This window comes from Cobetia sp. Dlab-2-AX, from assembly GCF_024124625.1.
In the GTDB taxonomy this organism is placed as follows: Bacteria; Pseudomonadota; Gammaproteobacteria; order Pseudomonadales; family Halomonadaceae; genus Cobetia.
On sequence record NZ_JAMXRV010000003.1, the window covers coordinates 404422 to 416977 of the forward strand.

The 12556-nt window shown below is 61.9% G+C and carries 9 protein-coding genes; 3 read left to right on the forward strand and 6 right to left on the reverse strand.

Annotation, left to right across the window (positions count from 1 at the left end):
* Window positions 1-67: 67 nt before the first annotated feature.
* The gene (locus NH396_RS07425; RefSeq protein ID WP_253062645.1) at window positions 68-682 is read right to left on the reverse strand and encodes a CBS domain-containing protein; all 615 of its coding nucleotides are present in this window, start codon (window positions 680-682) and stop codon (window positions 68-70) included.
* 339 nt (window positions 683-1021) lie between these two features.
* Complete coding sequence (locus tag NH396_RS07430; RefSeq protein WP_176676467.1) at window positions 1022-1522, reverse strand: hypothetical protein; 501 nt, start codon at window positions 1520-1522, stop codon at window positions 1022-1024.
* A gap of 579 nt (window positions 1523-2101) precedes the next feature.
* On the opposite strand from NH396_RS07430, the gene NH396_RS07435 reads away from it, so the two are divergent.
* The 3 genes from NH396_RS07435 (at window position 2102) to NH396_RS07445 (ending at window position 5053) form a co-directional block, all read left to right on the forward strand.
* Window positions 2102-3421, forward strand: coding sequence for a GGDEF domain-containing protein (locus NH396_RS07435; RefSeq protein WP_253062646.1), 1320 nt, complete (start codon window positions 2102-2104; stop codon window positions 3419-3421).
* Window positions 3422-3472: 51 nt separating this feature from the next.
* Complete coding sequence (locus NH396_RS07440; RefSeq protein WP_253062648.1) at window positions 3473-4144, forward strand: hypothetical protein; 672 nt, start codon at window positions 3473-3475, stop codon at window positions 4142-4144.
* A 369-nt stretch (window positions 4145-4513) separates the two neighbouring features.
* Window positions 4514-5053, forward strand: coding sequence for a glycine zipper 2TM domain-containing protein (locus NH396_RS07445; RefSeq protein ID WP_253062650.1), 540 nt, complete (start codon window positions 4514-4516; stop codon window positions 5051-5053).
* 117 nt (window positions 5054-5170) lie between these two features.
* Here NH396_RS07445 and NH396_RS07450 read toward each other — a convergent pair whose 3' ends face one another.
* From NH396_RS07450 to NH396_RS07465, 4 genes are all read right to left on the reverse strand, one after another.
* The gene (locus NH396_RS07450; RefSeq protein WP_253062652.1) at window positions 5171-5869 is read right to left on the reverse strand and encodes an ABC-type transport auxiliary lipoprotein family protein; all 699 of its coding nucleotides are present in this window, start codon (window positions 5867-5869) and stop codon (window positions 5171-5173) included.
* A gap of 11 nt (window positions 5870-5880) precedes the next feature.
* Complete coding sequence (gene pqiB, locus NH396_RS07455; RefSeq protein WP_253062654.1) at window positions 5881-7515, reverse strand: intermembrane transport protein PqiB; 1635 nt, start codon at window positions 7513-7515, stop codon at window positions 5881-5883.
* A complete protein-coding gene (locus NH396_RS07460) occupies window positions 7512-9014 on the reverse strand; it encodes a PqiA/YebS family transporter subunit (RefSeq protein ID WP_176676473.1) in 1503 nt (500 codons plus the stop codon). The genes pqiB and NH396_RS07460 overlap by 4 nt, the downstream gene beginning before the upstream one ends.
* A gap of 402 nt (window positions 9015-9416) precedes the next feature.
* Window positions 9417-12548 carry an efflux RND transporter permease subunit gene (locus tag NH396_RS07465; protein ID WP_175088153.1) on the reverse strand — a complete coding sequence of 1044 codons (3132 nt, stop codon included), beginning with the start codon at window positions 12546-12548 and terminating at the stop codon, window positions 9417-9419.
* Between the last annotated feature and the right edge of the window lie 8 nt (window positions 12549-12556).

The window sequence follows — 12556 nt, forward strand, 5'->3', positions numbered from 1 at the left end:
GTCATGGCACGTTTTCATGACAGCCCGGTCAGGTAGGTGACTGAGAACACTGCATCCCCGAGTCGGGTCACTCATACTTGCCCAGCACGGCCCGGCAGATATCAGCGAAATTGCGTGCTTCCGGCGGATGTTCCAGATCGAGCCCCAAGGCCTTGCCGACGCGGGAGGCGGCGACCAGACCGCGCACGCTCGGCTTGCCATCGTCGCCCTGCTCGGTCACCAGCAGGTGGGATTCGCCGCTCTGACGCAGCGTCTCGACCAGGTCCCTGACGCGGGCGCGCTTGAGCACGCCGAGAGGAATGCCCTGCAGCTCGGCGCGGGGTATCTGCACCATGTCGGTAGTGACTTCGTCGCGCTGGACATTGAAGCGGGTCATGGCACGCATCACGACTCGGCCACCCTGCAGCTCACGCGAGGTCACCACACCGGTAAAGGTGCCATCATGATCGTGGACCAGCAGCAGGCGCACCCCGGCCTGTTTCATGGTTGCCAGTGCCTGGCCGATGGAGGCGCTGCCCTGAATGCTGCGACCAGCGGTGATGGCAAAGTCCGTCACCAGCTCACTGGCCGGGCTATCCATGGTGATGTCGCCGATCGGCTGCAAGGGCAGACGAGCGGAGGTGACATGAGAGAGCGTTTCGACGTCGAGGGTATGGTAAGCCGACGGTGCAATGGCATTCATGGACTGACTCCTGTAACCAGATGACGAGCATGTTCTGCGTACTATGAGTCAGGTGAAGGCCAGGAGTTTCCTGCACGATGGGTAACCTCAGGTTGCTACTGTCGCAACAGTGACGCGGATCTTGATCTATCAGGTCAATCTTCGGTGCTATCTGTGCGAGATAGGAAATGGATAGGTTCCGTTTCGGAAACAAAGTTCCCGGCAGGCCGGCGCTGGCATGAGTCAGCAGTTTCATTGCCCCTGACGGCAATGATGCCCACTGCACGAGGCGAGTGGGCATCATTGAGCCGATTCAGGGAGTTATCCCTTCATCAGGGCCGGCGTACAGGCCCGGGGGCGTCACACCCACTGCTTGAGGTCGCCGCGTACGGCATCCAGGAAGGTGATGAAGTCCGTCTGGTCATCGGCGTCGCAACGGTCCACCTTGCAGGCCAGCTTCATCTTGGTGCCGGCGACGATTTCGTCATATACCTCGAGCGTGAGTTTCTCGACGCTGGCATCGGCGGGTTCCTGCTCGCCATCCAGCAGGCTGAATGTCGTCATCAGCGTGCCGCGAAGACGCGTTGTGCCGCCTTCCGCGACCACTCGACGCACCTTGAGCCAGCCTTCGCGCACCATGAGCTCCCCCTGTGAATCGCGTTGCTTGTAGATGGTGCGATAGCATGCATTCTCGGAGACGCCCTTGGCGGCCATGCTTTCATAGGCCTTGATCATGCGTGTCGCCATGGTGCCAGCTTCGGCGATCTTGCGGCGGGCAGCACGATGTTCACGTTCCAGGCGGTCTTGCTTGGAGAAACGCTGCCACAGGTGGAAGTCGCGTGTCAGAGTGGTCGCGTCCATTACAGTCTCTCTTCTCTAGAAGCGGCGGGGAAAAGTGGGTGGCGGCTATTGCCATGTCCAGGTGCCGATGGTGTCACGAAGGCGGGCGATTGTCTGCTCGGTTCTTGCTTCAGACGTCAAGGAGGGCCCGAGTGCCAAGTGGTGTGGGGCATGCAGGCTGGCGACGAGATGTCAGTATTGCCATGCTCAAGAGTACCATTGACTGGTCACGGGCTTTTTCCAGCCCGGTCATCATCACGACTGAATCTAGGGCTTAAATCTTCTCTGAACTACTCTGCAAGTCACCCACAAGGCCCGCTTTGTGAGAATCTGCGACTGCTGATCCTCGAGATTGCTGATGCTTCACGCTCAGGCGCCTGCTACGTGAGCCACGTCGCCGTGATGGGATTGCCAGTCTCGCAGGGGAGAATGCCTAGTATGCGTGAATCATATGCCTGACTGCGCTGCATGCCTTGAAGGATACGCAATGAAAAAGGCCGTCACGTTTCATACAGCAGCGTGAGATAGAATAGACAGGCAATATCATCAGGTAGAGCACAGCGGAGGCACACGGGAAGTGCCGTAAATGAGGAAGGAATCATGGCGAAAGCAGATCGCCGTCGCAAACCGGGAAGTCGGCTGGGTGTCTTGCGCACGGTCAACATGAAGTGGCGGTGGCCAGCTCCGGCGGGGCTGGCCGAGCGGCACCTCGCGCTTTATCAGTTGTTCATGTGGATCTATATCAGTGCGCTCGGCTGCCAGCTGGGCTACTTTGCTCTGCTGGGGCTGCAGCCTTATCCGCAGCCAGTGGTGATCAATGTCATCGGCGTCCTGCTCAACGTCCTGGCCATCCTGTTCCACCGCAAGGGCTACATGAATTCCGCGTTGCTGTTGCTGGTGGTGCCGATGTCAGCCAAGGCGGCATGGTGGGAATACCAGTTCGGCGCCGAGGGCGGCTTCGAGTATTTCCATATCGTCGCCATCTTCTTCATCTGTATTGCGTTCCTGTCACGCATTCAACGGCTATTGTTCAGTGGTGTTCTGCTGCTGTTCTATATCGGCTCCCAATATCTCACCAGCCCGGTCTATATCGTCTCCTACGAGTTCATGTCGCTGGCCAGTGTCGTCAACCTGATGATTTCCGTCACCTTCATCGCGGTGGTGGCCGTTCAGATCGGGTGGGAGGCTGAGCAGCGCGAGAAGCGCTACCGTCGTGACTTGCGCCATGACCAGTTGACGGGGGCACTGTCTCGTTTTGCCTTGCTGGAAGAGGGGCCGCGTCTGTTGAGCCGTGGTGGCCTGGGAGTGTTGATGATCGATGTCGATCACTTCAAGGCCATCAATGATACCCAAGGGCATGCGATTGGCGATGAGGTGCTGATAGAGCTGACGCAACGACTGCGTCACCATCTGCGCGGCAGTGATCAGTTGTGCCGCCAGGGGGGAGAAGAGTTCGTGGCGCTGTGCCCGACAGATGACAGGGATGGTCTCAAGCACGTCGCCGAACGTCTGCTGCTATCGATCAACAGTCGTGCCTTCACGCTGAGCAATGGGCAGTTGTTGCGGGTCACCATCAGTATCGGAGCGGCCCAGGGCGGGCCAGCGGCATGTGCGGAATCGCTGTTGCCTGATCTTCTGCAGCGTGCCGATCAGGCCATGTACCGTGCCAAGCGCGAAGGGCGCAATCGGGTGGTCACCGTCTGGGATGCGCCCGATCACGGCGCAGCCAGCCTTGATCAGATCGAGCCGTCTGATCACGACCACCGCCCCGACCGCGACAGGCTGGCCATGCCAGGCATGCTGCCACCGGACACTTCGGGCGATGGATCAGGCGAAGCAGCCTCGATCCCCAGCCGCTCTGATGTCAATGACCATGACGATGTGCAGACCGCCGATGAGGTCTATCAGTGGAAGCGCTGACGCAAGGATGATGGCTTTGCCATTTCACCTGATTGGGCGTGATATCCATGCATGATCCACGCTCTCACCAAGCGGAGAGACAAGCTGATGATGGATTCCTGTGGCAGCGTTTCACGCCGGTTGTCGCGCCGGCTCTTGCGGGGAATGCTGGTGACGGCGTTGGTCAGTGGTATGCCGCTTGCGGCGGTTCAGGCGGAGGAGTCGCCGAATGCTGCAGCGTCTTCGAGTGACGGGCAGGCGCCTCGGGCGCAAGTGATTGCCGACCCGGCGACACCCTCTCTGCCGCCTGCCGCCAAGGCCAGCAACAGCATCTTTCGCTGTGTTCAGGCAGGGGTGCCCACCTGGCAGCAGCAGCCTTGTCAGCAGGGCGATGCCCCCGTCACGCTGGATGATTCGCTGACGGTGGTGCCCGCCGCTGACGTGATAGAGAACACCTCTGGCGAAGACCCGACCGCACAGCGCCTGGCGCGTGAGAAGGAGCGTGCCCTGGCTGCACGTGAGGAGAGCCAGCGTCAGTACCGCATCCGTTCAGCGCTGGATGATGGCTATCTGGTGCAGGGCATGAGCGAGGCTCAGGCCATCTCGTTGCTGGGCAAGCCCAGTGATATCAGCGAGACGATCGCCGATGACACGTCCTGCCGTCTGTTGAATTGGTGGGAAGATGTCCGCGTGCAGTTCTGCAACGATGAAGCCGTGTCCATCACGGCCAATCAGCGGGACTGAGTGACTTGCGGTCTGGGCCATCAAGGCCAGGGCCGGTGCGAGCTGAAACGCTCGCACCGGCCCTGTTCGTTCTGTCCGACTCGTACAGTCCGAGTCTGCGCCAGAGCGGTGAACGGGGTTTTCTCACTGCATGTCTACTTGCCAATAAATTGCTAATATAAGGCATGATCTAGCGTAGAAATTGGCTTTTTCATGCCCGATGTTGCGAAATGGCGACGATCGGGTGGTGAAGTTGCCACATTACCGAGTTTATCGAACAGTGTTAGATTACTCCCCGAACGCAGCGGCAAGCCCCTCAAGTCTCATCCAGAGGCGGGGCTGACTGGCCGACGAGCCAGGCTGCAACACTAATCGGTGAGGAGAACACGCATGAACAAGTCCATCCTGATTGGCGCGATCGTGGCTGCACTGGGCATTGGCGGTGGAGTGGCGATCGGCAGCTATACGGCCAGCAACTCAGGCCCTGAATATGCCGATATCGTGGCGGTGGATGCCGTGACGGAAACCGTGACCACCCCGCGCGAGGTCTGTCACAACGAGACCGTGACGCATCAGGCGCCCAGCAAGGACACCCATAATGTCGTCGGCACGGCCGTCGGCGCGATCGTTGGCGGTGTGGTGGGCAATCAGTTTGGCGGTGGCAATGGCAAGAAGGTGCTGACAGCCGCGGGTGCCGTGGGTGGCGGTTATGCCGGCAACCAGATACAGAGCCAGATGAAGAAGGGCGACACCTACACCACGACCGAGCAGCGCTGCGAAACGGTGCAGGACGCGTCAGACAAGGTGGTCGGCTACGACGTCAAGGTCGACATGGGGGATGAGACCCGCACCGTGCGTCTCGAGGCCAAGCCGGACGTGAAGCGCTTCGAGATCCGTGATGGTGAGCTGGTGCTGCCCCAGCAAGGCTGAGGCCAGATAGCCGCCAGACACGAAGCCCCCCGACGGAATCCGCCGGGGGTCTTCTTTTTTGGATATTCAGCTTTCTGGGTATCTGACCGTGCTCTTTTCTATCAGGCCGTCGGGTCGTCAGCTGGCATCCGCTGTGGCGGGCAGTGCCTTGGCGATCTCACGCGCCAACTGCTCGCCGGTCACACGCCAGCCTTCGCCCAGACTATTGACCAGCGCTGGATAGCCGTCATCCGTCAGGGGAGTCAGCGTCTGGATGTCGCCTTCCTCCAGCACGCTGCCATCTACGCCGCGCAGGCGCCAGCGACCGGTGATGACGGACTGGCCATCATGGCGGCCGATGAAGCGATCCAGGCTGACGCTCAGGCGTGCGCCCTTGAGGCCGCTCAGGCTGGTATCCGCGATACGGTACTGGCTCAGCGGCTGGGCGGGGCTGGCCTTGAGCTGCGTCAGCAGCTGGCGGGTCAGCATGTCCTGCAGATCATCGGCCCACAGGTTCTGGCTGGCCTGTACCAGCGTGATGTCGTCTGTCTGATAGACCAGACTGCCGCCTTCCAGGTAGCTGGCCAGTTGCACCGGCATCACTTCCAGCAGGGGGGCATCTGCGGCAACACTGCGCTGGGCGGCACTCGCCTGTGTCGTTTGTGGTAGCAGATAGGCGCCACCGGTGGCGGCAGTCGTGCAGCCCGCCAGTGTGCCGAGCATCAGCAAGCCTGCCAGCAGGCCGCCGAAGCGGCCCTTGTGGGACATTGAAGTGCGCGGCGAGGCAGACGCGCTGCACGCTTGCGGCATGGCGGCTGTGCGGGTCGAGAGACTCATGGCTGTCGTCATCATTGGGCCCTTGGAATCGGATCGCGAGTGGTCGGCTTGTCGAAGATCAGGCTGGAGGGATTCTTCTCCAGCGTATCGAGCAGCGGTTCCGCCTTCTTGAGGACGCGGTCCAGTCGTTCGAGATCGCCTTCCAGCTTGCGGTAGGCGGAAGAATCCGGTGTCAGGCCATCCAGGGTGCGATTGAGGTTGTTGATGCTGGTGCTGATATCGCCCGGCAGCTTCTGCACCTCGTCGGAACCCAATAGGGCATCGACATGGCCGGCGGTCTTGTCGAGACGCTTCACCAGGCTCTCGGAGGCCGACAGCGTCTTGTTCAGGTTGCTCAGTACCGGCTCGACATCGAGTGCATTGAGCTTGTCGAGTAGCGCATTGAGCTTGGCTTCCATCTGCGCGAGGCCGCCTGACACGCTCGGCATGACCTCGATATCATCGAAGGTGTCGGCCTTGTAGGGTGGCGGGTTGTCATAGAAATCGAGATCGACGAACAGGGCACCGGTCAGCAGGTTGCCGGATTTCAGCGTCGCGCGCATGCCACGCTTGAACAGTCGCTCGAGTCGCTTCTCCCACTGCTTGACGCCTTCGTCATCGACCTGCCCCTCGAGGCGTTCGGGTTCGATGCGAATCAGCACCGGAATCTCGAAGCTCGACAGCGTCCGCACGCGCTGGTGGGTCAGACGATAGGGCACGCTGACCACGGTGCCGAGACGGACGCCGCGGAATTCCACCGGCGCGCCGCGCGACAGGCCACGCACGGTATCGTCGACCATGATCACGTAGTCGATGGCCTGGTGGAAGCTGCCTTCACGGGCCTCTTCCTGATCGGAGTACAGCGTGAAGGAGGTGTTCTCCACCACAGGGCGGCCACGCGGCAGGTCTTCGGGAATGCCGAAGGCCACCCCGCCGCTCAGTACGCTTTCCAGTGACCCGACATCGACCTGCAGGCCCTGGGAATCCAGGCGCAGGCTGACCCCGCTGGTGGACCAGAAACGTGTGGTGGAGGTCACCAGCTCGTTGTAAGGCGAGTCGATATAGAGGGTGTAGTGCATCTCCTTCTCGCTGGGGCTGAACTCGCTGGATTCCACGCGCCCGACCACGAAGCCTTCGTAGGTGACGGGGTCACCGTCGGAGAGCACGCTGCCATCGTTGCTGGTGAGGTCGATGCGCAGCCCCTTGGCGTCCTGCGTGGTCACCGGCGGTTGTTCCAGCGCCACGAAGTGATCCTCCTCATCGCGACTGTCGCCGGGCTGAAGCTGGATATAGGCCCCCGACAGTACGGTGTTGAGGCCACTGATGCCCTCACGACCGATGCGCGGTTTCACGACCCAGAGCCGCGAGTCGGCATTGAGCATGCGCTCGCTGTCCTTGGACATGCGCGCGGTGACGATGGTCTTGTCGAGGTTGTCCGACAGACGCACGGATTCGACCTTGCCGACCTCGACGTTACGGGTCTTGATCAGTGTCTTGCCCGCTTCGATGCCTTCCGCCGTCTCCATTTCGATCGTGATCAGCGGGCCACGGCTGGCGTAGTTGTGCCACACCATCCAGGCGCCGATCAGCAGGGCCACGATCGGGACTATCCAGATTGGCGAAAGGCGGCGTCGGCTTTCACGACGAGCGCGAGAATCATCACTCATAAGTCATCCTGTGAGGCGGCAGCGGAAGGGGGAATGCGGGAGGCATTCGGGGTCGTGAATGGCGTCGTGAACGGAGGCGTGGCCTGCGAAGATGAGGCAAGAGACGCGGAGCCCGTCAGCGGTGTCAGCGGCAGATCACCGAACAGCGTGTTCGCCATCATTGTCTTCTCCGTCTCGGTGTCCCAGACAAGGCGCGGGTCAAAGCTCAGCGCCGACAGCATCGTCAGCACCACCACGCAGGCGAAGGACAGCGCCGCAGGCCCCGGGTGCACCGACATCAGCGCACCCAGCTGGATCAACGCGGCCAGCAGCGCCACCACGAAGACATCGACCATCGACCAGCGCCCGATATATTCGGTGATGCGGTACAGGGTCACCCGCGCTCGCGCATGTTGTACCTCGGGGCGCTGGGCGCTGATGCACAGCCAGGCGATGGCGATCATCTTCGAGGCCGGCACGAGGATGCTGGCGATGAAGATGACCATCGCGATGGGCCAGTCACCATGTGACCAGAGCACCACGATGCCACCGGCAATCGTCTGCGGGTCGTTCTCCCCGAGGCTGACCGTGGTCATGATCGGGAAGACATTGGCGGGGATGTACAGAATCGCCGCCGCGATCAGCCAGGCCCAGGTGCGCTGCAGGCTCTGTGTCTTGCGCTGATGGACTGGGTCGCCACAGCGGCGGCAGTGGGTGTGCGCCTCCCGTTCGCCGCAGGCATTGATCAGGCCGCAGCTATGGCAACTGGCCAGTCCCTGTAAGGCGGCACCGATGCCCGGCAGCGTACCGCTGGGGGCGGCTGGCTCGCCCGCCAGCGCGAACCACATGCGATCCCCGTCGATGCTGGCCAGCGTCTTGGTCATCAGCAGGGCGAAGGCGCAGAACGCCCAGAAGGAAGGACCGAAGCTGATATCGGCCATGCCGGCGATCTTGACCAGGCTCACCATCACGCCGACCAGAAACACATCTGCCATCATCCACGGGCGCAGGTGGCTCAGGGTGCGCGCAATGCCGCGAATGCCCGGCAAGGGCAGTTTCAGTCCGATGGCCGCATGGGTGTAGATGACACCCAGCAGGTAGAGTGCCGGCAGCATCACGATGGTCAGGATCAGCAGCACGGCCAGAGAAGGATAGGACTCGGCCGTCAGGGCGGCGGGTGTATCGATCAGGCTGAGACTTGCCGAGATGCCACTGGTAGCAAAGGCGATGAACTCGAAGGGCAGCGTCAGCACCAGCATCACCAGGCACGCCATCGCCAGTGCCAGGGTGCGTTGCACGGCATGGGCGTGGCGCTGGGCAAACAGATGGTCGCAACGCGGGCAGCGGGCGCGCTCGCCGGCCTTGAGCGCCGGCAGCGCCACGACGAGGTCGCAGCACTCGCAGGCACGCATCCGCCGCCGTGACACGCCAGACGTGACAGGCGCGAACACCTGCGGTGGATCACGGGTTTCAAAGGTACGCCGAGTGTAGCGGCGCAGGGCAGCAAGGGGTCGAGGCATGTCGCTCCAGCGGGATCGGGTGGTGTATCGCCGTGCCGCGCGTGTTCGGGGCAGCCGCAGGCGTTGTCAGCCGCGGCTTGACCACGCCTGCGGCTGCGCTCTTGGGACAGCGCTCTCGAGGATGCGCTCTCGAGGATGCGCTCTCGGGGATGCGCCGTCAGCGGCCTGGCCCCATGCACACGCGGACCTGCGAAGGTATGGGAGCTGTGGAAGCACCAGGCCTGCGCAGGCAAACGGTGTTCGATAGTAGCATGATGCCGCAAAAGGCTGATGGCACTCAATGCTTGCCGCGTGAGCGCGCCTTTTTTTGCCAGCCTGCAAACAGGCACGCCGCCCGGAGAGGGCGGCGTGCAGGGCCGTCACGCAATGTGACAGCAATGAGGCTTCTGTCGTGATCAGAGATCAGACAAGGTCATCCTCCTGGCGGGCCGCTTCGTGGGCTCGCTTGAGGTCTTTCGGCTCACCGAAGAGGCGGCGCACGACCACATAGCAGACCGGCACCAGGAAGATCGCCAGCACCGTGGCCGAGATCATCCCGCCGATCACGCCGTTGCCGATGGCGTGACGGCTGGCGGCACCCGCCCCCGTCGAGATGGCCAGTGGCACGGCACCCAGGGTGAAGGCCAGCGAGGTCATCAGGATCGGGCGCAGGCGCATGCGCACGGCTTCCATGGTGGCATCGATCAGCGAGCGACCTTGCACTTCAAGGTCCTTGGCGAACTCGACGATCAGGATCGCGTTCTTGGCCGAGAGCCCGATGGTCGTCACCAGGCCGACCTGGAAGTAGACGTCATTGTCGAGTCCGCGCATCCAGGTGGCGAGCAGGGCTCCCAGCACCCCCAGCGGTACCACCAGCATGACGGAGAACGGAATGCTCCAGCTTTCATACAGCGCGGCCAGACACAGGAAGACGAAGACCAGTGAGATGGCATACAGATACGGTGCCATGCCGCCACTCTGGGATTCCTGCAGCGAGATGCCGGTCCATTCCAGCGCGACGCCATTGTTGAGCTGGCTGACCATCTCTTCCATGGCCTGCATGGCCTCACCGGTGGAGTAACCCGGTGCCGCCTGTCCCAGCAGTTCCATCGAGGAGACGCCGTTGTAGCGTTCCAGCTGCGGCGACCCGTAGGTCCACTCGCCGTTGATGAAGGCGCTCAGCGGCACCATCTCGCCGGAGGTGTTGCGTACGTACCACTTCTTGAGGTCTTCCGGCTGCATGCGGGCACTGGCTTCCGCCTGCACATAGACCTTCTTGGTGCGGCCGTTGTCGAGGAAGTCATTGACGTAGGTCGAGCCCCACGCCGTGGAAAGCGTCGAGTAGACCTCTGACAGCGAGACACCCATCGCCGTCGCCTTGAGTTCGTCGATGTTGAGCGTGAACTGCGGGCTGTCTTCCAGACCATTGGGGCGCAGGCCGGTCACGGCCGGATTCTGGCCCGCCATGCCCAGCAGCTGGTTGCGCGCGTCGGTCAATGCCTTGTGGCCGATGCCGCCACGGTCTACCAGCATCATGTCGAAGCCGCTGGCGTTGCCCAGCTCCATGATCGGCGGCGGGTTGATGGCGAAGACCAGGGCTTCCTTCAAGGTGCTGAAGTAGCTCTGTGCTTCACTGACCACGCTGAAGGAATCGCGCTCGCGCTCATCCCACGGCTTCAGGTTGATGAAGGCCAGACCCATGTTCTGACCGCGACCGGCGAAGCTGAAGCCGGCGACGTCGAACATTTCCTGAACCGCATCTTCCTGATCGACCAGAAAGTGATGCTCGACCTTTTCCAGCGTCTCGAGCGTCTGCTCCTGAGTAGAGCCCACCGGCAGGATGACCTGGTTGAACAGATAGCCCTGATCCTCATCCGGCAGGAAGCCGGTCGAGATGCGCGTGAATACCACGCCACAGCCGACGACGATCAATGCATAGACCAGCATCGAGCGACCGGTGCGCTTGAGCATGCCGCCAACGCCTTTCTGGTAACGCGCGTTGGAGCGATCGAAGACCCGGTTGAAGAGGCCGAAGAAGCCGGTGGTCTTCTCCTTGGTCGGCTTGAGCAGGGTGGCGCACAGGGCCGGCGTCAGGATCAATGCCACCAGTACGGACAGCGTCATCGCCGAGACGATGGTCACCGAGAACTGACGGAAGATCGCGCCGGTGGTGCCGGGGAAGAAGGCCATCGGAATGAACACGGATGACAGCACCAGGCCGATACCCACCAGTGCGCCGGTGATCTGGCCCATCGACTTGCGAGTCGCTTCCAGTGGCGAGAGCTTCTCTTCGTGCATGACGCGTTCGACGTTTTCCACCACCACGATCGCATCGTCGACCAATAGCCCGATGGCGAGCACCATGGCAAACATCGTCAGGGTATTGATGGAGAAGCCCAGCACTTCCAGCACCCCGAAGGTGCCCAGCAGCACGACCGGTACCGCGATGGTCGGAATCAGGGTGGCGCGGAAGTTCTGCAGGAACAGCAGCATCACCAGGAAGACCAGTGCCACGGCTTCCAGCAGTGTCATCACCACTTCTTCGATGGAAATCTTGACGAAGGGCGAGGTGTCGTACGGGACCTTGAAGCTCATGCCCGGCGGGAAGTAGGCGGACAGTTCATCGAGGCGGTCCTTGACGGCCTGGACGGTGTCCAGCGCGTTGGCGCCCGAGGCCAGCTTGATCCCCAGGCCTGCAGCAGGCTTGCCGTTGTAGCGGCTGACGGTGCTGTAGGTCTCGGCGCCTTTCTCGACGCGGCCGACGTCACGCAGATAGACCTGAGAGCCATCTTCCTGGGTCTTGAGCAGGATGTTGCCGAACTGCTCCGGGGTTTCAAACAGGGTCTGCGCCACGATGGTGGCGTTGAGCTGCTGGCCTTCTTCCGCCGGCAGATTGCCCAGCTGGCCCGAGGCGATCTGGTTGTTCTGCGTGCTGATGGCCGTGGTGACGTCGCTGGTGGTCAGCTTGAAGTTGTTGAGCTTCTGCGGGTCGAGCCAGACTCGCATGGCCCCCGGCGCGCCGAACAGCTGTGTCTCGCCGACGCCCTGGACACGCGAGACCTCATCCTGGATGTCGGAGGCGACATAGTCGGTCAATTGCTGCTTGGTCATGCTGCCGTCGTCAGAGACGAAGGCCGCGACCATCAGGAAGCTGCCGGAGGACTTGGTGACCGAGACACCCTGGTTCTGTACGGATTGCGGCAGACGCGGAGTGGCCAGCTGCAGCTTGTTCTGTACCTGAACCTGAGCGATGTCGGGGTCGGTGCCGGTGTCAAAGCTCAGCTCGATGCTGGCGTTGCCCTGGGAGTCCGAGGTCGAGCTCATGTACAGCAGATTGTCGATGCCGTTCATCTGCTGCTCGATGACCTGGGTCACCGTGTCTTCCACCGTCTGGGCAGAGGCACCGGAGTAGGTGGCCTGAATGGTGATGCTGGTAGGGGCCAGCGAGGGGTACTGCTCGATCGGTAGCTTGAGGATACTGAAGATACCCCCCAGCATCACGATGATGGCGAGCACCCAGGCAAAGATAGGGCGATCGATGAAGAATCTGGCCATGACGTTTG